The sequence below is a fragment of the Candidatus Thorarchaeota archaeon genome (assembly GCA_021498125.1).
Taxonomy (GTDB): Archaea; Asgardarchaeota; Thorarchaeia; order Thorarchaeales; family Thorarchaeaceae; genus B65-G9.
On record JAIZWL010000004.1, the window covers coordinates 48,988 to 73,828 of the forward strand.

Consider the following 24,841-nt stretch of genomic DNA (forward strand, 5'->3'; position numbering starts at 1 on the left):
TATAGGTCGCAAACAATTTAATTATCCTATTTTCTAATTTGGCTCAAGCAGTGAAAGAGATCATTCTCAACTGTCCGCGACCCCCGATCACAATAAACACTTGAAAACAAGTGTCAGAAATCAGTGCATCTACCGCATCCATGAAATCAGAAGAATAAAACGAAGATTCATAACTACAAAGGCCACGAGCCAATCAGTCATGTTTGGAGAACGACAGCATTGATGGATGTCATCACTATCAGTTACAGTACAAGCGACGGCCTGACAAAAGAGGTCGAACTGGATATAGACGCGGAGGAGCTGGATCTCTCGAGGCAGAAGATTACAAGCATCGATCTTACACCGTTAAAGGATGCAAAGGAATTACGCGCGCTCAATCTAGCATTTAATCGGATGGTTTCGATTGACCTGACGGGGCTCGATGGCTGTTCAGCCCTGGAGGAACTGATACTGACAAAGAACAATATCCAAGAGATCGATCTGCGTCCCCTTGGGTCATGCCCTGCACTTCGAGAGTTGAACGTAGGAGGCAATGAGATATCCTTCTTGGACCTCTCACCACTATCGAATTGCACGCATCTTGAACGACTGAGGCTCTTTGGAAATAATCTTGACTCGATAGATTTGACTCCATTATCTCGATGCACCGAACTGAAGATGCTCGAATTGGAACATAACAACATGCCCGAGATCGATCTTCGACCATTATCCAAGTGCACTAATCTGACTCAGATTAATTTAATGTATAATAATTTCACGGCTATTGATCTGACACCTCTCAAGAACTGCAAGCGACTCAAGTTCCTCTACCTGCATCATAACGTCCTCAAGAGCATTGACCTCACACCTCTGGCAAATTGTGAGGACCTGACGATCATCAGACTTGGTGGTAACGAACTCACAAGTATTGATCTCGAACCTTTAGCGAAATGTAAGAACCTGCGCAGAGTAGGTCTCGCAATGAACGCACTTGAGAGCATCGATCTGCGACCCCTAGCCGAATGTCAGGAACTTAGAAGTCTTGATGTTGCAGGAAATCATCTCACGTCGATCAATCTCGAGCCACTCGCCGATTGCACTGCTCTTGAAGAACTCTACATCCATAGTAATCATCCAACGGAGAATAACTTCAGTAGCGTCAATCTTACACCACTATTATCATGCCCGGATCTTGAGGATCTTGGTGTTCCCGATGACGCGGACCTCATCATCGATAAATCGTATCGAGGTTCAGACTATCCACCTGCCATCGAAGAACTCGTTGAGGAAAAGAGGATAAAGTGGGAATAGACCAGGCGCACTCACGACAGTACTTTTTAGGAAAGAGAACATTATGGGACTGGTTGATGAGTCATGGTTGTAGAAATTGATGATACTACCAAGGAACAAGTAATGGAGCTCTTTGAGGTCCTTGAACATGATGTGACTCTACATGTCTTTGTTGACGATCACGACTGTCTATATTGTGGCGACACGCAAGCATTAGCAGAAAATGTGGCGGACCTCTCTGACAAGGTGCACGTGAAGGTCTATCCGGGTGATCTCAATGATGAACGGGCAAAAGAAATGGGCGTGAAATACCATCCCGCCATTGTGGTTCACGGTGAGCGCCCCTATAATGTACGCTTCTATGGAATTCCTGCCGGTCACGAGTTCGGAGCCTTGATTGGAAGTATCACAGATGCCTCACGAGGGATCGCACCGTTTTCTGACGACGTGATAGCTGACATAAAATCAATTGACAAACCGATCCATATCCAAGTCTTTACCACACCGACCTGCCCGTATTGCCCAAATATGGTCAGACTCGCCCATCAAGCAGCGATTCTCAATCCGTTTATCGAGGCGGATATGATCGAGGCACTAGAGTTCAAGGAGCTATCCGCCAAATACGCAGTGTTCGCAGTGCCAAAGACTATCTTCAATGAGGATGTCTCGATAGAGGGTCTCACACCACCAGAAATTCTGGTTGAGAAACTCTTCGAAGCTGTAGACAAGATATAGACATTTGACCATGTGATTCTGACTGTGCCAGGATCCTCAATTTTTATTATACCAGTTCCAATTACTTAAATCAAAAGTAAGGGATAAGAAAAGCGAGAGGTTGAGAATCATGAACACAGAAGAAACATTGGAGTTTATAGATCGCCAGATTGAATTAGAAGAACGAATCATCCAGATAGTCGAAGAGAACGTGGGAAAGCTTGGAAACGCCTTCCTCAAAGACCTGCTCATAGGAATCTCTCAGGACTCTCATAAACACAAGGCGCTCCTCCAATCTCTTCGAAAAGCTGTCGAGGGGCCGACTCCATTTATCAGCACACAGGAACGCGATAAGATAGCAAAAGGGATTGACAAACATATCGAACTGGAAAGGCAGGCTGTTGAAACCTACACCAAGCTGATGAATGAGAGCGAGAATGATCAGGTCCGAACAATTGCAGCCATCATTAGAGAGGACGAACTACGACACCATGCAATGCTCAAGGAACTCCACAAGACGATTGTGGAACCTGAAACCCTGACTGAGGACATGATCTGGGATATCATGTGGAAAGATTCACCGTGGCATGGTAGCCCGGGAGGCTAATAATGCCGCTACAAAAGTCCGAGCACAAAAATCATTGTGTGAATTTCTCGATGAGTCTCATGAACTTAAAGTCGAGAGATTCGATGCCAATTCCAGTCTTGGCAGAGATTAATTGAGTATCCATGCCGTAAGGCTCTGCAAGGCGTGCTATCTCGGACTCGATATGGTCGAAGGGAGGCTCCAGGAGATCAATCTTGTTCCCGACAAGAATGAAACGTTCACCGTCGCCTTCCTTCAGTCGTAAGTTGCTGTTTTCTTCAACCATGGGAATCCAATAACCAAAGAGGGCATCAAGTGTGGACATCCTACTCACATCAAAGAATAGCAGGCCGACCTTGGCTCCACGAATCATACCCTTCAGGGTTTCGATAAATCGCATCTGACCGCCAAAGTCCCAGATTGATAGAGTGACAGCACGACCGTCAGATAATGTGACTTTCTTTGTGTCAAAACTGGCGCCGACAGTGGTCCTCAAGCTTGCCGGATCAGGAAACGATCCAGTCGTCCATCTGCTAGTGAATGAAGTCTTACCGCATTCAGTATCTCCAAGAACGACCGCCTTTAGAATCGCCATCTGTGTTTCACCAAGTTAAGTTCTCTCTATCAAATGTTTCCTTTTATTTTACGTTATTCGTGCCGGACGCGAACGTTTGAAACGTCGTGGACTACTCAACATCATTGCAACAGTTGCAACAATCAGAACAGTCAGTAATATGAGGAGAGGCACAAAAAAGCTGATGATAATGATAACGCCTAATAGAACTGATGCAATATTAAACGATATAAAATTGTATGCAGCCCTTTTTGCCCCGAGTCGATATAATCGCCATGAAGTACGCCCATAAGCAAAGATACCAATGGAAACTTCAATAAAAATAAAAATGCCTATAACTTCGAAAGTCCAACGATCACCACGGATAAATGGGTGCCCTAAAACTGCAAGCATACTGATGTTTGCAAGTAACAGCCTCCGAATATGGCGATGACCTTTCTGCACAATTGTTGCAATCCCAGACATGATAAAAGATGAGGCGGCAATTGTTCCAAGGATCACTTCAAGCCAAGAGAGAAATTCTAATGTCACGTGCGGGCGGAATGCAAAAGCTCTGTCAACACAAGTAAAAACAATTGCAATTGAAATGGAGACCAGTGCAATAGTTATGTATGTTGGAACAGTAGCATGCGTAGATGACGCCTGTTCCGCAAAGAAATCAATGGAAAAGATGGTCGCTAATATCGGAATATTGGCGACGAATATGTAAAGTGCAATATCATAATCTCCCGCAATGATAGTCCCAACAAACAGACCCGATGATAACACAAGTGCATAGATCCCGACAAACAGTGTAATAATCGTGCGGGGTGGCCTAAGTAGAGATGCCAACAAGGAGGCTGCCATAACAATGGGAACAAATACAAAAAGAAAACTTTGAACGTCACTGTAAAGTGTCTTTGAAGTTGCAAGGTACCAGAAGATAAGGAATGTTGACTCTAAAGTCAAAAGACCACCTGCAAAAGGTCCGGGGGATCTACTGAAAATCCATATGCTTGCAATTATCACGAGAATCATATTAAGTGCAAGAAGAGTTATGAAAATAATAGAGGGAACACCTCTCTGATTCACAAATAATATTATTAGCTGAGAAACAATTCGGATCAGTGTGTATGCATAGATAACATAATGAATGCGCTTATTGTCAGTAGCTATGTGCACGATCGAATTGATTAGGGCCATCATAAATAAGAGAACCCAGGTTCGTTGAACCATAAGCGAATCAGTATATGATGCAACAAGAATAATCAGGCCCATGAAAAATGAGGCAATGCCAAAGAATACTAGTGCCCTAAACGTGGACGACGACACACGGTCACGAACCAAATAGATCCGCCGGGAGTACACAGCAAGTGCGCCCAGCATTAGGAAGAACGCAACGTGTGCACTGACAATAAGAGCTAAATTGAAATCCACTTAGACCGCCTCCTGATCAAGATCAGTACCCCTCAGAATTCGAATGAAACGGCGCACAGGGTTTCCAGGTGCGCTGAACATGAGCATCACGATGGCAACAATTTGCAGCACGGGATCCATAATAAACGGCATTCTATCAGAGAACATAGAGACCAGTCCTGCGGATATTGCTCCAACAATAAAGATCACAAATCGTACTGCGACTCTGCCATGACCCATTTTGACTAGACGCCATGCAAGTCGTCCATATGCCACAGCCGCAATTAGAATGAGAATTAGCATGGGGAGATAAAGAATAGAAGAGTCGTAGCGACCAGAATTGATCCATGGATTCATTAGTAGGACCAGCGGCACTCCAATCACGATGAGTAAGTCTGTAATAGGTTCAGTAACACGCTCACTATAAGTAGTTGACAAAGCCGCCAACAAAAATACTGAAACAGCAACTACTCCAAGAATCCAATCCATGAAGATGATCCATTGGTCCCAATTACCATGAATTTTCATGAGCAAGATACTATCCCAAGGCAGACCAACGGCAGGTGAAGTGCCATAGGAATACGCCCAGTTTGTCCAATGGGTCTCCACTAACAACCCGATTGAAAACAGTGTGATTGCAATATAGAGTGGGGTTCGCGTATGAGTGTGCACAGCCTCTGCAACAAAATACTCGAATGGCAATACAAGTGCCAATGAGACCATGTATGCAAAAAAGACGAAGATATAGATCCCTGCATCACCAGCAACAATGGCGGCATATATGACCGGAATAGCAAGTGTGGTCCCAAAGAAGATGAGAAATAGGGAGGGAATCATTCGCCATGGCTTTAGCATAGACGCCAAGATAGCAGCAATAAATGTCACACCCAACACAGCACCTGGAAAGTAGTGAGGCTCAATTAATATGAAACCATACATCACGGTGAAGTACAGCGGAACCGTGATCAGCGCAATTCCAAGTGAAGAATACGTGAATGGTGATGGTGAGACCATATGAAGTCTAATTGTCAAGAGGAAAAGTACTCCGACAATGATGACCATTGAGAAATACTTGAATGGGCCTGCGGGATCAAGGGCGATCAGGAAGAGAGAACTGAAATAAAATGTAATAAAAGTGGCTATTGCTTTGATCCGGGTAGTACGCGATTCAAAGATGATCTCAAAGAGAGAAAGATCTAGCAGCAATGGCCCAAACGAAAACAGAACCCGACTCAACATGAGATTTACTACAGAGAGAGAAATCGAGACCTGATATACTACTGCGGACAAACCAAATAAGATCAAAGCCCTCTTTGTGGCCGAACCAAGTCGGTGAGATGTCCGTCTATATGATTGCACAAAGATTGCGAGTGAGATTGCCATGATAACACTCGAAACAACCAACGATATCTGAAGAGCAAGAAAGAAGTCCATTGAAACCAATCACCACCTATCGCCATAGATCGCCGATCTCACGGCCTCGTCGCTTCAATGCCTTTTCTACTTCTGAAGATAACACCTCGTCGGAAGCAGTTGGTTCCTTGAGAATGGTCTTCAGTGCATCACCCACTTCTCGTTCGCCATCTCCCTCACAAATGAAAAGAATCTCATCGGTAGTCAGATAACCAATCACACCTTTATCGGATTTCATGAACATCGGCTGCCCTTGTGTACTTGATCCTCCAGTTCGTGATAATGCTGCTGAAACTAATTGCAGGATACCAGTCAACAGTGCAATTCGCTCTTCTCGTGCCTCGTCTCTAGGATAAATCAATTTAGAGTCCATACTCTCAAGTTCCACGCGTGCCACTAATCGAACTACCATTCTTATTCGCCTCCAAAAGCTTTCGAGACCCAGTCAAAATCGGATTTCGGCTTTGATTTTTCCTCACCAGAATAAAGAGGAATGACAACGTCCCTGATGCCCAAGCCATCGCCTGAATTATAGAGAGTCACAAGGAGGTCATGACCATTCTCGCATTTTACAATGAGGGTCGGAGAACGCCCCTGCTCGATGATCCGATTTCTTATCTCTGCGGCTTCCTCATCGGTCATTTCTATTTCGGCGGCGCCCTTGCACTTCGGGCAAGAAAAATGCAGCTTCATCACAAAATCCTCGAACCACCTTGCTAATTTTGCCTTTTTAACATAGCTTGGACGAACTTGTCATGGGATAAAAATTTATTAGCACGCTTTTATCAAAGGCGATCTTTGAGAGGCACGTGGTGATTTCAAAAAAGAACTATACAGTACATTCTAATGTGACTGCCATATCGAAAGATAGATTCGAAACAGATAAAGAACGATTAACTACACACTTCATTAGCACATATGAGATAGAAGATGTCTGCAATATTGAATAAAATATAAAAAAGATGGCGGCGTTCTAGAAGGGATACCCTATGAATGACAACATTCAGAATACAGAAGACCAACTACGAAACCTTCAGGGAATCGCTCACCAAGTCGTCGTCCTACGAAATGTATCTCGTTTATTCTCAAATCCTGAAGACAACCTGAACTCCGTGCTATTCAAACTTGTGCACATGATACCGGAGGCATTTCAATTTCCCAACCTCATTGGTGTCCAGGTCGCTATTAATGATCAATCGGTCACTACAGATAACTTCTCTACGACCCCATGGTCGATCTCTGCGGACATCATCTCTCATGGCACTAGTATAGGTAAAATTCAGGTTGTGTACGTTGAGAGACCATCGGAAACAAAGGGTGACCCCTTCAAAAAAGGTGAGAAAGACTTTCTCGAAACCATCGGAAAGGAACTGGGCATATTTATCGAACGTACTAAATTATGGAGAGTCCAAGATCAACAGAGACACGAACTCGAAATCTATGCCTCCTTACTCCGCCATGACCTCCGTAACGACCTCGGTGTCATTCTTGGGTACGTGGATATGGTAAAGCTGACCGCCCACGACCCACAGATCATTGAAACGGTCACCGCAATCGAAGCCGCCAGCCAACGAATGCTGAACATCCTCTCTGCCTTTGGAAAAATGCCAACAACCACTGAGCCAAATATAACAAAAATATTGGAAACTTCGATCTCGCAGGCTCGTGCTGCAGAACCAAAGATGACCATCGATCTACAGATAGACCCTGCCGTCAAGGAGAAGGAGATACCAAAGAGCCGACTGCTCCCAATGGTCTTTGACAACCTCTTGAGAAATGCATCAACCCATGCAGGAATCGAAGCTACTGTCACCATTACAGTAGGTCTCGAAGGGGATTACGTCCGGATCGTGGTTGCGGACGATGGACCCGGAGTGGCCGACACGATCAAGGACTCTCTGTTTGAGAAGGGGGTCTCTACGAGAGGTGGAGGACTCGGACTGTATCTATCACGCGAGATCGTAAAGTCAATTGGCGGCTCCATCCGTCTTCTTGACACCGAAAAGGGTGCGGCCTTTGAAGTGATGCTTCCAATCGTCTCAGTTCTATGATCAGAAGGTCCTCACTATACCAACCATCACCAGTAATCCCCGGTCGTTTCACGAGTGCCTGATATCAATTCAAATTATGAGCAATTGCACCAACACGTTGAACTTCAAGATCACACCAAAGTCTAAGAGGGGAGGAATCCCGTTCGTGATGTGCATGTCTCACAGGTGTCAAAGCCACCACCTGGGCAGTTTGCTACAATGTTCCCTCCGTGCTTTATTCCCCATTCCTGCATAGCTATAAGAGTAGGTCTCAGATCAAGTCCTTTCTCGGTGAGCCGGTAACTGACCGATGGAGGAGTGCGTGAAGTGTCAACGATTCGGACAAGGATCTTCTCGGTCTCTAATTCTCGCAGGCGTTCGGTCAATATCTTTGGACTGATCCAAGGGAGTAATCGTTGAAGCTGACTAAATCTGAGACCATTCTTAGCACTAGGCATCATAAGCATCTGGAGAAGCAACAATGTCCAACGTTTTCCTAGGATCTGAGAGGCAATAAAGACAGGGCATTTGAGCACCGAGGACTTGTCAATTTTCATCGTGTTCACTATATTTTGTATATTAGGTAACTAAAATAAAGTTATAGCATGATGATGCAGAATCCAACACGGACAGACCCGCATCATCATTTTACTCTACAAAGCACAGCGTGATCAATTGAGCTTGAAGTCGATCTTGCAGATGTCCCCGGTCTTTAGGTCAATATGACTCATCTGCAAAGCCTTGCCAGTGACTGTAAGAATAGCACCACGTACTACACCACCAACAGGACAGGCAGTATGACCTTCCAAGTCATACCCCCCAACCCTGCGCGGACAGATCAGGCAATCCTGCACAATGACATGGGCCACATCATCTTCGAAATAGACCTCAAGATCTTCAGCAATCTGGACCACATTCATAAGCTTCTCGAGGATTTTCTCGACAGGGTCTCGAGGAGAAACGACCTTCTGCCTGAGCATCTCTTTACCCATCTCTTGACCGATCCACGACCCAAGAATATCCATTGCGCCCTGTGGATCCATGTCAGGGTTAAGCAATATGTCCCGAGCCTTGACAAGGCCCGCACCCATACCTATCACTACACGATTAAGGTAACTACCAGTCGGATCTTTCTTTTTTCTGAACCTGAACAAATCATCACACCCCTAAGCTCGCCTTACTAGTCCTTCTCGAACATACCGTTCACAGATGTCTTCAATCTGCTGAAGGTTAATTCGTTCACCTAGTGCCCGTTCTACTCCCACGACCTGCCGCCTAATCTGGCTGATGCAAATAGTCCCTGACTCACAGACTGCCTTGAGAACAGCCTTGTCAAGGATGAACGAGGACTTCTCTCGTTCTTTGACCTCATCATAAGAATAGAGCGCTTGATAACACGGTTCGCCAAATTGTTCTGAGAGAGATGCCGCCACAGTATCCTTGGATACCAATGTGACCTCACGTGGTACATCAAATTTGAAGCTGTCAGGACACTCAATTCCCCGAACGCGAAGTTGACGATCAATGTAAACGACAATTGCATGCAACGGATCACCGTGTACAAACATGATCCGAAGGATTCCATCAGGACTGTTCCCGAACTCGTCCTCTGATACATCAATCGAGACTGGCTTATTGCATTGCTCACAATGTACCGTTACCTGTGCCATATTTTGTAACTCCTATCATGACCCTCATTCATTGGATGTCGCTGACTCCTATCAAGAGCCGAAAATTCTTGAGAGAGAACTGCTAAGAATACAAGTCCAAACCATATTAACGTTATTAAGACAACATTGTCAGTAAAATTAATAAAATTCATGATGCGACCATCTCCAGAATTCGTTGCCTAAGCTCGGGAAAGTTGAGACCTGTCTTGGAACTCACCAAAATGAAATCAAGGCCATACTCTTCGGCGGACATGCGTATGTTTTCGATGTCGAGATGATTTGCTGCATCAATCTTATTTCCGACAAGGACTTTTTTCTCTGGGGGGAGGAAAGTGATAAGATCCAGCCATATTCCAATCCGAAGGATGGATGAGACCACAGTGCAATCAAAGACCACAAGTGCGGCCTTAGCACCAGTCAGTAACGGGCCTTGAAAAAACCTGAATTGCTTCTGGCCCCCAAAATCAAAACAGGCGACCTTGATCATAGTCGAGTCATCCGGAGCAATCGACCACGTGTCAATATCAAATCCCACGGTCATTGTTTTCTCAACATATGTATTCGTAATGAGCCGCGCAATCAGGGTGCTCTTACCGACACCACCATTGCCAACAACTGCAAGCTTGTATAGTTTGTGCGCGGTCAATAACAACATCCATCCACATCGAAACTTTGTGCAGTAGTGTGCATTTGCCTTTTTTAGTATAATGTGGATATTTCCATTGGTAGAATCAAAAATATCTTAATGCATAAATTGAAAGACGTATTTGTTACAATTCGAAATCTTAACGCGATTAATAAATACCGACCTGAAGACTAAACCTTGCCACCTTACGGGAGGCCGCTAAGAGCCATCGACACGACAGGTTCACTCTCCAAACCTTGGATGATCGCAACTGGCAGATGAGGCGTATCAAAACCAACCCCGATATTCCCCCTGTTGTCGACCATGATCAGACCTACTTCACCAGTAGTACGATCTCTAGCGACTCGCATAATCTCAGTTGTTGCCTCTGTAATGGACATCCCTTCCTCTACATAACGAATGGCCATTCGTGCCATGGTGACCCGAAGAATTTGCTCTCCGCGACCAGTACAACTTGCTGCTGCGATCTCATTTGCATAGACCCCAGCCCCAATGATGGGCGAGTCACCAACGCGACCGGGTAGTTTCCCAGTCCAGCCACTTGTGGAAGAGCCTCCTGCAACATTCCCGTGTTGATCAACAGCCACACAACCTACAGTATCACAGGCTTGAGCGAGAGAGGTGAGACCTGTCGTATCGGGTCTTTCCTTGGGGCGATAGCCCTCAGAGATCATTCGCTGATAGATCTTGAGAGCACCATCGGCTGCAAACTGCATGTTTGGAGTTCGCTCAAGGACATAGCGTGCTAAAGAAATCGGATGGACCACACCCTGCACAGCCATGATTGCACCGCTCTCAAGTCGAGAACCATCCATGATCATTGCATCAAGCTCGGTGTATCCCTCTGCATTGGGTGTGGCGCCTCTGCCCGCCGTGAAGAGAGTGGTCTCCTCAAGAACCCAGATGGCTGCCTCTACAGCATCAAGGGCAGAACCTCCATTGGTCATCACACAGTGACCTTTTTTCGCAGCACGACGGACGGCATCGAGAATCTCATCATGATGCTCCTTGAATTCAGTAGCTCCACCATGAACAATGATCGCGGGAAGACTCAGAATCATCACCACGTTACAAAGACGAAGACGAAGAGAAAAATGTACCTCAACGGATAGCGAAGAATACCAGTTTTCCGGAATAGTTACCTGCGCTCACATATGAGGGGAGAAAATAGTCCAGTTGGCCAATTTAAAGTGCAAGCAAAAAAAAGGATCGCCTGTTAAAACAAATGCAGAGAAACACAAGAACGTGGTGAAAAATAAACAAAGTACAAAACGTGGGGATTGTGAGTGGCCTTATCATACGAATTAGTGACATCAATAAACCACACCATGACGAGGACTGCATCCCCTCATACCTCCCCCTCCCCCTACACTCTACAAAGAAGTCCTCGAAATTAAGCGGTCACCTGCACAACCACCAGCTCCCCTCTTTTTCCTCTCTCGCAGGTGGCCGCCACCGGAACGATCGAATGGAACTTCCGCAATCAGAAGCCCATTCGATGTAGTTCTTGTTCAAGGAAATGCTTTGTCTGTTGGAGATTGGTCCATCGCTCTGCAAAGTTCTCCGGATCAATGCGCTGTTCACGATACATGCGTACAATATCTTCGATCTCAATGCTGGTCTCGGTAATCCGATCTCGATACATCTGTGCCATGATTGCGGCATTTGCCTCCTCGGTCTCGCTTGGTTTCTGAACCGAGATGATCTGGCCGTCCATGATGCGATATATCCGGTCCGTCTGTCGAGCAATTGCAGGGTCATGAGTCACTATGATGACAGTCTTACCCATCTCCTTGTTGACACGATGAAGGAACTCAACAATCTTAGCACCAGTTTCGGTATCAAGGTCACCAGTTGGTTCATCGCAGATCACAATGGGCGGATCATTTGCAAGGGCTGCCGCAATTGCAACACGTTGCTTCTCTCCGCCTGAGAGCTCGTCAGGCTTGTGCTTCATCCGCAGGTTCAGACCAACGATGTCGAGAAGTTCAGTGACTCGCTTGCGTCGCCTTTCAGCAGGGGTATTGATCGCCAACATTGAGAGCTCAACGTTCTCGTAGGCGGTCAAGGTCGGAATCAGATTGAGTGTCTGAAAGATATGACCGACCATTTTCTGTCTAAGCGCTCCAAGCTCGGCCTGACTTGCGCCTGAGATCTCACGTCCTGCAACCCATACTTTGCCAGCTGTGGGATGAGCAAGACCACCAAGAATGTTGAGGAGGGTGGTCTTACCGGAACCACTAGGTCCAACAATAGCGATCATCTCACCCTCTTCGATTTTCATCGAGAGGCCACGAAGGGCCTGAATCTCAACATTTCCGATTCTGTAGACCTTCACAAGGTCTTCTGTTTCTATGTAACTAACCATTTTTGTATCACTCCCTTAAAATGTTAATTTTATCTTCAGTTAATCTCGAAGCCATGATGACAGGAATCAAGGCTGCAAGGACTACTGCCAATACAACACATGCCATGCTGAGTATTGGAATCAGACCCAAGACAATCCTCGGGCGGACCAGTGCATTCGTGTTTTGACTATTATTGGAAATATCTCCAAATAGCTGGACAAACCCTGTGCCTATCCCAAGAATAAGCGAGAAGAGAACCATCACCAGAACTTCTCCAAAGAGCACTTTGAGAATCTGTGATCGACTAAATCCTCTCACCCCAAGGAGAGTGACCTCGTATTCTTTTTCTTTCAGGGTAAGGCCAATGACAAGCCCAGTACCGATCACTGCAAGAGCCACTGCAAAAGCAATCCCAATCCAACTGGATCGAATACCTGCCATTTGAAAGGCGTCATTTTCTAAATTAATATTCCGAGTTGTAATAGAATCCGTTGACGTCACTTCAGGATAGAGGGCCTTAATATCCTGCTCCAGTTGCGTACCGTTTGTAGACGGAGCCGTCTTGATCAAGATGTGGGGTGTTGCATATTTAGCCCAACTCTGTGACTTGATAAAGGACAAAGGCACAAATGAGGGGTAATTACCAGAGAACGCAAAGCTACCGACCATATCCTCTAAAGGACTCGCAAAACCTACAAGTCCAACAATGGTCATCTGATGAATACCATTTGAGGGATCGCGGACAGTGATCTTGTTTCCAACACGAAGCTCTAGACTGCGCGCAAGAGCAATGGTGAGAACGATCTTATCCCCTGTGAAATTAGAAAATATTTGGTCAACAGGCGCTCCTGAAAACCACGAGTCTTCATAGAATGCTGTATCTCGCCATGTCGTGGCGTTTATCCCTCGGACTTCCAGTGATCCTCGGACCGTACTCAGCGTGATCCATTCTTCATCCGTGATATGGGTCACCCCATCGATCTGAGCGATCTTGTTCAAGTCCGCACCGGTCACGTTTGTACCAGTCGGGAAGATGGCATTGACATCAGATCCAACATTGTAGAGATTAGTTCTGTAAAGTTGATCCTGCTGTGAGAAGAGACTGCCCACACTGAAGATCCCATAGGACACTATGAGCGAGACAACAAAGACCAATGCGGCATTACGCATGGGATTTCGTTGAACATTTCGAGTAGCCAGCTTTCCAAAGGTGCCAAAGAATCTCTTGGCAGATTTGACGATGCCCTCTTGGAATTTTTGGGAGCCGCGTAAGAGAATCTTAGTCAACCCATAGAGGAACATGATAGGTCCAATAAAGTTGAGTAGTAGATCCACAGGAGACCAAAGTGCAACCACGATAAATAATAAGAAATTAACGCGCAATGAACTCGCCAACAATGTAGCCATATTGATACCCAGTGCCCACACTATGATCTTGTAGGTTCCCAACGCCAAGGCGATCCTTGGGAACAGATGCTTGTATTGTCGCTGCTCTTCGATATAGACGTACTGCTTGAGTGCATCTAATGGTTCCAGTTTCGACGCACGATCCGCAGGTCCGCGGATAGACCAGCGCGCGAGAATTAATGCAAATATTATTACAACTACACTGTTCATGAGATGTCCTGATATGGATCCTAGTAGATTTGTCAGTGAGGCATTCGCAATGATCATTGCCGTACCCGTTCCAGCAAAAAGACCCACGACCCCAGCGATGAGACCTATGATAACGCCTTCGAGCTGTAACATCTTCTTGATGGATTTGGGACCAAATCCTTTAGTCTGTAGAAGACCAAATTCTCGCCGTCGAAGATTATAGCTCACATCACTCAGCATCGTAGAAGAGTACCAGCTCATGAAGATGATCGGCGCTGCAAGACTCACAAATGAGAGCATAAGAATACTCGATGTAAATGACAACAAAAGAAGCGGGTCACCGACGAGATCTTTAACCTGCGTATTGTATGCGGCTGTCCGATCCGAAATTTTCTCAATCGCCAGCTCTACATTTGAAATGGACGCACTGATATCGTAGGGATTAATGACTACGCTACGATCGAATCTACATAAAAATCCCTGCGAGACCCCGATCTGGCCAACATTGCTCTGATGACTGTACCAGTCAAACAGTGGCTTCATGGTGGCATTCCAATCAGTCAACATGATGTGATAATCACGCCAGTCGCCCATTGAAATATGGATATATCCATAATCAACAGAATATGTGGGATTAAGGAGTTTAGCAAAACGCTCGGAGATATCCACAAAGCCTGCAATCGTAAGATTAACGGTGATAGTCTCGAAAGAAGGAGGCGAAGTTTTCAGCACTTTAATCGGCACTGAGATGACATCACCAATCGAAAACAATGAGGCATTTTCCGAACTGGCAACAACATAGGTCTCATTAGCCTTCAGAGTGTGCGTCCCGTTAATATATTTTAATGACTGCCATATGATCGAACTTTGCTGCAGTCCAATCACATCAAATGTCGGACCAGTCGAGTAATTATAATTATACTTTATTGTCGAATAAGGTTCAACACTCTGGACCTCTGTAAGCCCATTCATTATCGATGCTATTTTATCAACCTGCGATGGCGACCAAGTAATATTGTTGGCTGTCACCCGTGCATCATAATCAATGTCTTCGAGAGCCTTTTCGAGAGAATTCTGTGTAAGTACATCTGCCGCCATGATCATGCTGGCAAAAAAAGTGGTGGCTATTAGAACTCCAATCGTCAAGGCCAACGAGAGCTTATAACCCCGGATCACTCGTTTCAATGCGTATTTGAACATACCATTTCATCACTCCTGTTTTATCGAATTATTAGGAAAGTGATAATGTCTTAACGTCCAAAAACGAGCATGCTTATTCCATTATAGCACTTTCGATACAAGCGATAGTCTATGGTGGCGTTGCACGTTCGTGATGTGTGGCGTTCATTATCACGTGATCAGTATCTGTCCCATATTTGTTAAACGTTTGATGTTTGTTGTCTGTCAAACGTTGATTGAGGCAACCATATAAACATTATTACAAACGCAAGACCAATCCTACCCAAGGATCGGCAATGAAACTGTCATTGGAACGGATATTACCTTACTTGGCCGAAGGAGTCTTCATTCCACTACAGGCGTCATATAGCATACATACGCCATCAGGCGCGGCACCAGTTTACTATATCCAAATGCTACAACGGACAAGAGCCATCTTATAATAAATATAATCGCACACGCGATTATCCGGTGACAGTTATTCCAGCGCTCGCAAATTGCACCGATGATAAACAATGGCAAGTAATATAGTGAGACCACCCAATAGCAGACTGGAAACAACAACAACGGGCATTGCACTATTTGGATCAAAAGTAGCTGGAGGCGTAGGGTGCGTGTCCACAGTGACAGAATAGCTCGTGGCGGAATTATTTGCAAGATCAAAAGCAAGGATATAGAGCGTGTACGTATGGTTCACAGGAAGACCGGGAATATCATGAGTATAGAGAGGACCGTCTCTCAACAGTTCGGTGACTGTAGTATTGCCAGTATCTTGTTGAGTGACTAAGGATACATTCCTGACACCCGTTCCGGAATCGCTCACATTGGCCCAGACAGAAAATGAGTTATCAGAGGATGGATCTCCGACAATTCCCCAAGCAGAAATCTCAGGCCGGAGTGTATCCTGAGAGATCATCAGTTTGCTCCCCAGAGTAGGAGAACAGCGAACACCAGGAGTACCAACTAATGCTATGATCATGATACCAATCATAGCGAGGAATTGTCGTAGACCCATGCACTAAATGATACAAATTCGCTAATTAGACAACCGATTGACGCATGGTCTCAATATTGATCATTAGAAGAAGAGGGTGGGCGCAGTGACCGGGGCAATACGACGCTTGCCGCGCCACCACCTATCAAATACATTTTGAGCGTCGTATTCCATACATCCTATTTTGAGAATGTACGCAAGATACCTGCCGCACGCCAAAGCAGGCTATCGACCCTCGGTTCATTCGACTGCGCCCATATGTGAGAGGGATTGTTTCTGTATAAACTTTCGGTAATCATCATCAATTTTGAAGTACATTGCCAAAGTCCTGAGAAAACATCCACTAGTTATAATATCAACTATGCATAAAAAACATATGGTCATATCATTCAATCGCGCCAATTGAAAAAACAAAAAGAAAGGAACAGAAGACCGACCTATCAGATCGGCCTCTGTAAGAGTTTATTCTATTTGACGAGTCTGCGACGCCTCTTGACGAGAACGACTATGCCTAAAACGAGAGGAAGTCCGCTCATGAAGGCGACTGTCGTTAGACCAAGACCGACAACATCAGAGGGTGCCACATCGACCGAGAACAATGGTTGTGTTGGCCGCGTACCATTGGTCACAATCTGCAGTCGGGTGTCATAGTTCAATGCCAGATCAAGAGAGCCTTTGCCATCAAAGTTGCCCAACACGAAATCATAGATCGTGCGATGTGATGAGTAGATGCCAATATTGGTCCATGTCCCAACCTCATAGATAGAGAGCTGAGCGTCCTGTACCAGCACGACATCCTGCTTCCCGTTACCGTCAACATCACCAGTCGTCAACCAGATGTACTGTGGAGAAGCGACATTCAGGGAACCGAGTTCAAAGTACGCATCAGCACGCACTATGAGCACTCCATGACCGCGCAAGCTCAACATGATCTCATCATTGGAGATCATGGTGTCGAACTCGCCAACTGCTAGCCCATCGATATTGCATCCATATGAATGGAACCAGAAGGTGGTCTTGGTCTGCCCGTTAATAGTTCGTACAAAGCCATTAGCAGAGACTGCGATTACATCAGTATACGAATCGCCGTTGAAATTGCCAGCAGCAAGTTTGACGATTGTCCCACTAGCAGGCAAAGCACCCCTAAAGGTACAATCACCTGAATAGAACAATACCTCATTAGTTGTCCCAAATGCAAAGTCAAGACCAGTCGCGCCATCAAACTCGCCAGTCACAACCGCAAATGCATTACTGCTTTTGTTTGTCGAGGTCGTGTACCGCTTCGTGCCAGTATTGTCATAGACAGCAGCACCAGTTGATGTGCCGTACTTCATCACGACGACATACTCGAGTCCTGACACACTCGGTAAGAAATTACCAACGGCAATTGCATTCACCGTGCCAGAACCATAGGACTTGTTGATCGCAGAGATAGGCACACCCGTCACGCCATCAAGGGCAAAGACCGTGAAGGTGTTTTCAGGTAGGCGAAGATAGTACGCAAGGATGTCATCATGGCCATCCCCTGAGAGATCCCCAAAGGCAACATCATAGATCACTCCATGCACCGAATAGTTCCACAGGGTCATGTAATAATCGGTCTTGAGTGCTCGGATCTCGCTGCCATCGAGTATGATCAGCTCGTCCTGAGGATCAGTATTGATATTGTGACTGAACATCAGCCGCACTGTCTGGTTGAAGTTGTGATACCAATACTGGTTCCACGCAGAGAAGGCCTCAGGAGGCTCCTCGGTAGTCGGAATAGCCTCATCGTATGCTAATAGCTGACCGGTCGTAGTGGAACCAATCAGTTCATCGACACCATCACCATCAATGTCTGCGGCTGCAACTCCATCGAACTGAACATCAGCAATCTCAAAGTAGATAGGCAGACCAGTTAGAGCGTCAAGTGCAACCAAACAGCCATTGTTCAGTGCAAGTGCAAGGCCTAACCTACCATCTGAGAATGTTCCGAGGTAGCCCTTGGCAAGTGGTGATCCCAGAGGTTTGTATGACCATACCTGCCTTCCGGATGTGAGTTCTTCATAATATACACCCTTACTGGTACGCAACAAAGCCTCAGGTTGGATGTCATCATCAAAACTCGAGATCCAGATTTCTTCAATATCTTCGGCGAGTTCCGCAGTAGAATTGTAGAGCATATTACCAGCGTGTCCGTCAACAACAGCCAACCGTCGATTAGCTATAGCCACATCATCATAACCATCGCCATTGTAGTCAAAGACGACTGGTGATACAGAACTAAATCCGTAGTCACCCTCTAGATGACGGATAATGGAGCCATTATTTCCATACAGGAAGGTCATGGTGTGGTTAACGTGGACAATTGCAATGTCCAAATAGTCACGACCGCTAAAGTTGCCAACAACCACAGCAGTTGTGAAAAGCCCGTTCCCAAAATCGGTTGACCAAAGCATCGTACCATTCTGAGCCCAGACACGTACGGCATCAGCCGTATTCGTGCCGATAATCTCAGTGCCCGGAGCATCAGATACATCACCAAAAATGACTCGACCAGGATAGTATGTTGTGGTAAAGAAGGTCAGAGAGAAGCCCGGAAATGTTGTATTCCAGAGCGTTAGACCTGTGGCCACATCGATGAGGGTATAGTTGAACCGCTCGTATGATACCGCTAAGACAAGACCAGTCGAGGTGTTGGCAAGAGCCATATCATAGACGTAGCCTGTGAAGTCGTTGTTAGACCAAATCTCGGTTCCATCATGATCAAAGGCTCGAACTGAACCATTGTACTCACCACGAATAATCTCGTCGTAGCCATCACCATCGATATCTGCCACAACCAATCGCTGACGAAAGCCATTGTACAAATCGGTACCACCTGTATTGTTCCACTGTAAACTAGCAAGATGCAAGTCTAAGGGGCGAGTGGCCGAATTATCAGTCTCAAAGACAAAGACATCTCCGCGTTCACAGGAAACGCCGATTTCTTCGAAGCCATTGCCATTCAGGTCATAGACCGTGACGCCTGTGACATCGTGATCAAATGGGTCAGAAAGCCACGCCTCTCGGTGCTCCATCGCACCATTAGCACCATTCGAACTGACGAGTTCGTAGGTGGCAGCACGATCGTCAAATCCCACTGTCACTTCACGGCGATTATCACCGTCAGTGTCGCCGACATCAAGATCGACCACACCACGAATATTGTAGTGAGTAAATCTAGATGAAGGATTAATCCCGTAGACAAAGTCTGCATATTCGTGATAGAGCTTGTAAGTATAGTAGGGATTAGATGGATCCAAGTTCCCTCCGCTAGGAAGTGAAGGATCATAGATTGTACGTGTTGAAAAGTCGAAGACGTACGTATTCATGAAACCGCCGCTTCTGAGCCCAAGTACACTTGGTGAATACACATAGGGATTCAATATGGGCACAAGATAGCCAGTTGAATTGCGACAGTAATAGCTCGCTGTACCGTCACCATTATCCAACCGGACTATGAAGTCAGGAATCGAGGCCAACGGCTCACCCTTTCGCCACATGGCATAGGTGCCTGTGAGAGAGTAACTCATCTGGACACTGTCGGGCAGTTCAGCATTAGGAACCTCATATACAACCATAAGATTGTTCTCAGGGTTGCCCAGTTGACCCAGATCTGGATACATCTCATCCAAATACGATGAGGTCGCCGCATACATATGACTGTCCGCAAAGTTCCATGAAGAGTTGGAGGTCATGACATAGATGTCAAGATCAGTCTTTGAAACTGAAGCGTTACGTGCCGAAACTGCAATTGCCCAACCATCATCATTCATCCGTGCCATATCAAAGCTGGTCACGTAGTATGATGCGTAGTCATTATAGTAGAGGAGATGGCCGACACTCCAGCTACTTGTAGCAGGAATGTAATATCCCCAAAATAGGCGATTGAGGGTGGAACTCAAATATGCAATACCAAATGTGCCGTCAGAGAGCAAATAGATCTTGGATTGCCTCCGATACTGCGCATCTGTAATGTGTTGTGGCTCGATCCAAGAGAAGGTATTGCGATCGTATTTTGACCACCAGAAATCGTACTGGTCTGCGGAACCTGTCCACATGCGAGTACGCCAAGTGATGTACAACGTCCCATTCGAATGATAGTACAAACTGGGATCCATCTCGTTGTAGACCGTATACGATGGAAAGTGCGCATAGGTCGTGGGGAATAGTTGATCGCCATTGCTCCACATTCCAATTGAAGGATTGTAAACTCGCCAGTAGATACGGGCATAAATATTGGAAGTAACATTCACATAGACACCAACGATAAAGTCGTAATCATTGAAGATATAGGCAATATCATTCTGGCCTCTACTTGTGAGCAGAGTATTAGGCTCAGGATTGTTCCTAACCGTCTTCATACCGATATACGGATAGTTCGGCGAGGAAGTCACATATTCAACCTTATCATAGCCCGAGTCAGTACCATTCCACTCCCAGACATCAAAGCCCTTAGAATGACCGATGATGAGTTCTTGACGAGAGTCAAAGTCCTGATCGTCGATTGCAATATCTGTGACCGGATTCCAATAGGTCAGTTCGGATGGCGCATTCCAGACCTCCTCAAAGAGAAGACCTGTCCACTCGTATATCTTCACGAAACCATCAGAGCGACTCTGTGTCACATTAAGCTCACCACCGATGATGAGCTCGCGGTAGCCATCCTCATCTGTATCCCCAGTGATTATGGCCTGTATCTTGGCATGTCGGTATGAGTTGTCAGCGCCGTTTCCGAGGAGGTAATGTCTTCCTTCAAGAGCATCACCCATGAAGTATTCATCTGTCGAATCCCAACCATTGTAAGGCACATTAAAGACAAAGAGATACGGACCAAGACCCACAATGAGCTCGTTCATGTGATTGTAATCAAGATCATCAGCCGAAGCCAAGGCTGTGATTCCATCTACATAGTTCCAACCGACAGTTGTATTGAACTGTGAATTACGGAAGTCAATTGTATAGGCCAAGCGGTAGGTATCATCAATGCCTGTACTCTCAAAGACGTAGAGTTGCATCCCTGCGGCTGCAACCAGTTCATTTCGTCCATCACGATCGATATCCATTCCTGCAAGAACATGATCGACATGATTCCATATCACTCGTTTGAACGATCCAGATATGCCTTCGAGTTCTTGCCAGTAGTAGGGACTGGTCGTGCTCTCTTCTGTGTAGTTGATGTCAAAGGACCGGAAGGCCCTCTTGTAGGAATTGTTGACCATATGCTCAAAGATGTAGACGTTGTTATCATAGTCCCCTACAATCAGTTCGCCCTTACCATCACCATCAACATCGTCGGAAGTGACAGAGAGCGTCCAGCCATTGAGATCATTCGTAGTACTCCAAGTCTCGTAGACATGGAAACCGTAGTTATGAACAGTCTCACCATCACGTGGCATGAGTTCGTACCTCTTGACTTCAGGATAGGTGGCTACCACATAGCCTTCAGATTGATCATAGATCGGCCAGAAGTTGAAGAGCTGGTTGGTCGAGGGTTTGTATGCTAGGAGAGTATAGTCCTTGTCTACAAAGGCATTCCAGTTCAGGATTGATGCGTACATCTCTCCAGTATCAGCTGGAAGAGCATGACCCATAGGAGCCACGCGGATATCATAATACTCCTGATATCTGAAGCTTGCTTCGGGATCGGTATTCTTGAAGAGCCGCTTATTCTGCACCCAAGTCGGCGCATTCATTGTGCCTGTATTCTCCCAGTAGGTGAACCCGGGCTTTCCAACATAGCCAAGAACAAGGTCTCGATCCCCATCATTATCGAAATCTGCTGCTGTTGGTTGACCCCAGAAGTAGCTCATCTCGCCTGTATTAATATCTGCAAAATAACCTGGATGAAGCTTGAACTTGATGTGCGAAGCACCAGAAGGAATACCCAAGTTTTCACAGTAGTATAGGAATCCTGTTGAGAGAATCATGTCCTGATCCCCATCACCATCCCAGTCAACAAACTCCATATACGGGCCAGCCTTGGCTTTTGTCAGGGCTGCAACTATGTCTCCAGTGTAATCGATTTCCTCTACTTTGAGATAGGAGGTATAAGGACTCGAAGAATCCAAGCGGTAGTAAAATTGCAAATCACCAGCCATAGTACCTCCAAAATCAAAGGACTCGCCAGTACTTGGGTCATCGCTCAAATAGGATACGACTGCAAATGGAAGAGTGGTATCCTCAGGATTGAGAAGCATCTCAACTGATTGCATACTGTATCCCGACTCTGTAACTATAGGAGTGAAGAGATTAGTGAGTGTTGTATCAAGAGCAAGAGTGACATTACTAGGAGAGCCAGTATCAGTATAGACAAAAATTTCGTTGGCATCATTTACAAGAAGAATGTTGTAGGGATTGACGCCTCCAACCCAATCAAGAGGATCAACATCGCCAAGACTCCAATGCACATAGTTTGTACCACCTGGTGGAGTCAGATACGAATACCAGAACTGTAACCAGAAGGGTAGACGGCTATCACCACCAACATGAACCATGTCCCAGATATTAGTACCAACTGCAAAACTATCATCGGTACCAGAGTCCCAAACAAGATCATATGAGGAGCCATGACTGAAAGCAAGAATTGTACCTATGACAGTTCCAACCAAAAGTTTGTTACCAAAATCAACTGGACCTGTGACAGAAACAGCATCGGGTAATGGTCCGATTGTTACTGTCAGAGCAGTTGTGACCTGAGTATAGACCTGAGCCAGCTTGATCGAATCGATGGCAAAGCTCTGATTCGCATAGACTGAGATCTTGATGTAGCGGAACCAGTCCCAGTGTCGAGCGCTGAGTGCATCATCAACATCAACGTAGAGATGAGTACCGGAGTATGAGAACCGCATATTATCGACCTGTTCCCAATCGGTGCCGCTCTGTGACACGGAGATGTTCATGGAGTAGTAGAAGCTACCCATGAGAGAGTCTCTGAATGTAATGTCGAGGTCCGGATCCGCACTGGCACTACCAGTTCCTTCCTCATCTTTCCCGAAGTCGATGATCGCGGTTGCATTATCCACCGACGGATCAGATGCATCAAAGATTGTATAGTAGCCATCGGTTTCATTTGCCAAGCCGGTATTGAACGGATAACACTCAGCATCAGGATGAGCATAACCTCCTACCATCGTGTAAGAGATAGGCTCGGGAATGAGAGTCCCATTTCCGAATTGATATGAGACGTTGTTGGCTGACACAACACTGTCGGCCCAGAAGTCGAACCTCCATGGAGAAGGACTCTCGGATTGCCAAGCGTCCCACGGTCGATAGACCTTCTCATAGGTATAAGTCTGACTCGAAGGATTCCAGTCAAGGACGAAGACACCCTGCCCCTGAGCGACAAGAGCGATCTCCTCACCAGGGGTACCATCAAGCTCACCAGCCTCCATGTCCATAATTGGCGTCCAAGTATAGTTTTCTGAGGTCCAGACGACCTTGTAGTGATTATCATTGATCAACGGGAAGGGTTCTCCATTGATCCACATCGTAACGCCGTCATTCTCGAAGACGTAGACACGACCCTCCCGAGTTCCAGCAATGATCTCTGGGAGACCATTGTTGTTGGTATCGCCAGTGGCCACAGTGTAAATGCGACCGTCGATCGTGTCACCAGAGTTCCAGACCTCATCGTATGTGATCCAGTGCTCTTCATTGAACGGATAGCCGCTGTGATTACTGTACTCGAAACAGCGAACCTTACCGTCCCAAGAACCAACAACGATGTCAGGTCGATAATCACGATCAACATCATCGATTGTCACAGAGAATGCCCGGAAGGTGTATGGGCTCGTCCAGACGTGATCGAACATGTTCTCAGTATTGGCGTAAGGGTCGTAGATATGACGCTGCTCGAAGACATAGACACGGCCATCAGAGCTGGCAGCCGCGATCTCCATGAAGTCGTTCAGGTCAGTGTCACCAATTGCAAGAGAGAGAACATCGCCCTTGATGATGCTGTCACCACTGTCCCAGACCTTGTCAAACTTGCCGGTCGTAGGATTGTAACGGTAGATGTGGATCTCATTATCATAGAGGTACCCACCACCGAGAGCGAGGAAACCTGAGTCCTCATCGTAGGCAATAGCATGGATGGCAGCCTTAGTCTTCCAAGGTTCATAGGTGACCTTGTAATTATTTGGATTATCTTTCAACACCAAGCCCACATCGTCCGTCAGGTCCACACCGGGATCAATATCGCCGGGCAATGCACTGGCCAGAGCGTCCTGCATATCCTGCGGCATGACATCGAGGTCTCCGACCGCATCTTGGATCGTTGGCTCCTCCGCTGTCGGGGCTTGTGTATTAACGGTAGTGACCGGAAGGCCGGGGACCACTGAAAAGGTCCCGACCAGCATGATCACAAAGGCGAATAGGGTTAGAATCTTTGTCTTATTCATCTCA

Annotated in this window: 17 protein-coding genes and 1 pseudogene; 4 read left to right on the forward strand and 14 right to left on the reverse strand. The window is 46.1% G+C overall.

All coding sequences use genetic code 11. From position 1 onward, the window contains the following. The first annotated feature begins 222 nt into the window (after positions 1–222). The 3 genes from K9W43_10390 (at position 223) to K9W43_10400 (ending at position 2,590) form a co-directional block, all read left to right on the forward strand. Positions 223–1,290, forward strand: coding sequence for a leucine-rich repeat protein (locus K9W43_10390; GenBank protein ID MCF2137626.1), 1,068 nt, complete (start codon positions 223–225; stop codon positions 1,288–1,290). 63 nt (positions 1,291–1,353) lie between these two features. Continuing rightward, positions 1,354–2,004, forward strand: a complete 651-nt coding sequence (locus K9W43_10395) for a thioredoxin family protein (GenBank protein MCF2137627.1) — start codon at positions 1,354–1,356, stop codon at positions 2,002–2,004. A gap of 109 nt (positions 2,005–2,113) precedes the next feature. Continuing rightward, a complete protein-coding gene (locus tag K9W43_10400) occupies positions 2,114–2,590 on the forward strand; it encodes a ferritin-like domain-containing protein (GenBank protein ID MCF2137628.1) in 477 nt (158 codons plus the stop codon). A gap of 31 nt (positions 2,591–2,621) precedes the next feature. Here K9W43_10400 and K9W43_10405 read toward each other — a convergent pair whose 3' ends face one another. From K9W43_10405 to K9W43_10425, 5 genes are read right to left on the reverse strand one after another with little or no spacing between them, the layout of a single operon-like run. Then, positions 2,622–3,164 carry a GTP-binding protein gene (locus K9W43_10405; protein ID MCF2137629.1) on the reverse strand — a complete coding sequence of 181 codons (543 nt, stop codon included), beginning with the start codon at positions 3,162–3,164 and terminating at the stop codon, positions 2,622–2,624. Positions 3,165–3,212: 48 nt separating this feature from the next. Continuing rightward, entirely contained in the window at positions 3,213–4,559 is a 1,347-nt protein-coding gene (locus K9W43_10410; GenBank protein ID MCF2137630.1) for a hypothetical protein, read from the reverse strand. Next, positions 4,560–5,972 (reverse strand): hypothetical protein, encoded by a 1,413-nt coding sequence (locus K9W43_10415; GenBank protein MCF2137631.1) that lies wholly within the window; start codon positions 5,970–5,972, stop codon positions 4,560–4,562. A gap of 16 nt (positions 5,973–5,988) precedes the next feature. Next, complete coding sequence (locus K9W43_10420) at positions 5,989–6,363, reverse strand: hypothetical protein (protein MCF2137632.1); 375 nt, start codon at positions 6,361–6,363, stop codon at positions 5,989–5,991. 2 nt (positions 6,364–6,365) lie between these two features. Further along, on the reverse strand, positions 6,366–6,644 hold the full coding sequence (locus K9W43_10425; GenBank protein ID MCF2137633.1) for a hypothetical protein: 279 nt from the start codon (positions 6,642–6,644) through the stop codon (positions 6,366–6,368). A 296-nt stretch (positions 6,645–6,940) separates the two neighbouring features. Here K9W43_10425 and K9W43_10430 point away from each other — a divergent pair, with 296 nt between their 5' ends. Beyond that, positions 6,941–8,002 (forward strand): HAMP domain-containing histidine kinase, encoded by a 1,062-nt coding sequence (locus K9W43_10430; protein MCF2137634.1) that lies wholly within the window; start codon positions 6,941–6,943, stop codon positions 8,000–8,002. Between the two features lie 122 nt (positions 8,003–8,124). Here K9W43_10430 and K9W43_10435 read toward each other — a convergent pair whose 3' ends face one another. The 9 genes and pseudogenes from K9W43_10435 to K9W43_10475 form a co-directional block, all read right to left on the reverse strand. After that, complete coding sequence (locus K9W43_10435) at positions 8,125–8,538, reverse strand: helix-turn-helix transcriptional regulator (GenBank protein ID MCF2137635.1); 414 nt, start codon at positions 8,536–8,538, stop codon at positions 8,125–8,127. Positions 8,539–8,652: 114 nt separating this feature from the next. After that, entirely contained in the window at positions 8,653–9,135 is a 483-nt protein-coding gene (locus K9W43_10440; protein MCF2137636.1) for a hypothetical protein, read from the reverse strand. 12 nt (positions 9,136–9,147) lie between these two features. Next, on the reverse strand, positions 9,148–9,651 hold the full coding sequence (locus tag K9W43_10445) for a hypothetical protein (protein MCF2137637.1): 504 nt from the start codon (positions 9,649–9,651) through the stop codon (positions 9,148–9,150). 148 nt (positions 9,652–9,799) lie between these two features. Beyond that, positions 9,800–10,297, reverse strand: a complete 498-nt coding sequence (locus K9W43_10450; GenBank protein ID MCF2137638.1) for a GTP-binding protein — start codon at positions 10,295–10,297, stop codon at positions 9,800–9,802. 185 nt (positions 10,298–10,482) lie between these two features. Next, positions 10,483–11,358, reverse strand: a complete 876-nt coding sequence (locus tag K9W43_10455) for an isoaspartyl peptidase/L-asparaginase (GenBank protein MCF2137639.1) — start codon at positions 11,356–11,358, stop codon at positions 10,483–10,485. Between the two features lie 638 nt (positions 11,359–11,996). Next, positions 11,997–12,665, reverse strand: a pseudogene (locus K9W43_10460) (ABC transporter ATP-binding protein). A 7-nt stretch (positions 12,666–12,672) separates the two neighbouring features. After that, on the reverse strand, positions 12,673–15,441 hold the full coding sequence (locus K9W43_10465) for an FtsX-like permease family protein (protein MCF2137640.1): 2,769 nt from the start codon (positions 15,439–15,441) through the stop codon (positions 12,673–12,675). 457 nt (positions 15,442–15,898) lie between these two features. After that, positions 15,899–16,435, reverse strand: coding sequence for a hypothetical protein (locus K9W43_10470; GenBank protein ID MCF2137641.1), 537 nt, complete (start codon positions 16,433–16,435; stop codon positions 15,899–15,901). A gap of 446 nt (positions 16,436–16,881) precedes the next feature. Beyond that, positions 16,882–24,837 carry a hypothetical protein gene (locus tag K9W43_10475; protein ID MCF2137642.1) on the reverse strand — a complete coding sequence of 2,652 codons (7,956 nt, stop codon included), beginning with the start codon at positions 24,835–24,837 and terminating at the stop codon, positions 16,882–16,884. Between the last annotated feature and the right edge of the window lie 4 nt (positions 24,838–24,841).

Coding starts and splice junctions, on each gene's coding strand:
- K9W43_10470 (MCF2137641.1), bottom strand. CDS start 16,435: ATGGGTCTACGACAATTCCTCGCTATGATTGGTATCATGATCATAGCA.
- K9W43_10465 (MCF2137640.1), bottom strand. CDS start 15,441: ATGTTCAAATACGCATTGAAACGAGTGATCCGGGGTTATAAGCTCTCG.
- K9W43_10445 (MCF2137637.1), bottom strand. CDS start 9,651: ATGGCACAGGTAACGGTACATTGTGAGCAATGCAATAAGCCAGTCTCG.
- K9W43_10435 (MCF2137635.1), bottom strand. CDS start 8,538: ATGAAAATTGACAAGTCCTCGGTGCTCAAATGCCCTGTCTTTATTGCC.
- K9W43_10430 (MCF2137634.1), top strand. CDS start 6,941: ATGAATGACAACATTCAGAATACAGAAGACCAACTACGAAACCTTCAG.
- K9W43_10400 (MCF2137628.1), top strand. CDS start 2,114: ATGAACACAGAAGAAACATTGGAGTTTATAGATCGCCAGATTGAATTA.
- K9W43_10475 (MCF2137642.1), bottom strand. CDS start 24,837: ATGAATAAGACAAAGATTCTAACCCTATTCGCCTTTGTGATCATGCTG.
- K9W43_10390 (MCF2137626.1), top strand. CDS start 223: ATGGATGTCATCACTATCAGTTACAGTACAAGCGACGGCCTGACAAAA.
- K9W43_10455 (MCF2137639.1), bottom strand. CDS start 11,358: ATGATTCTGAGTCTTCCCGCGATCATTGTTCATGGTGGAGCTACTGAA.
- K9W43_10415 (MCF2137631.1), bottom strand. CDS start 5,972: ATGGACTTCTTTCTTGCTCTTCAGATATCGTTGGTTGTTTCGAGTGTT.
- K9W43_10405 (MCF2137629.1), bottom strand. CDS start 3,164: ATGGCGATTCTAAAGGCGGTCGTTCTTGGAGATACTGAATGCGGTAAG.
- K9W43_10420 (MCF2137632.1), bottom strand. CDS start 6,363: ATGGTAGTTCGATTAGTGGCACGCGTGGAACTTGAGAGTATGGACTCT.
- K9W43_10395 (MCF2137627.1), top strand. CDS start 1,354: ATGGTTGTAGAAATTGATGATACTACCAAGGAACAAGTAATGGAGCTC.
- K9W43_10425 (MCF2137633.1), bottom strand. CDS start 6,644: ATGAAGCTGCATTTTTCTTGCCCGAAGTGCAAGGGCGCCGCCGAAATA.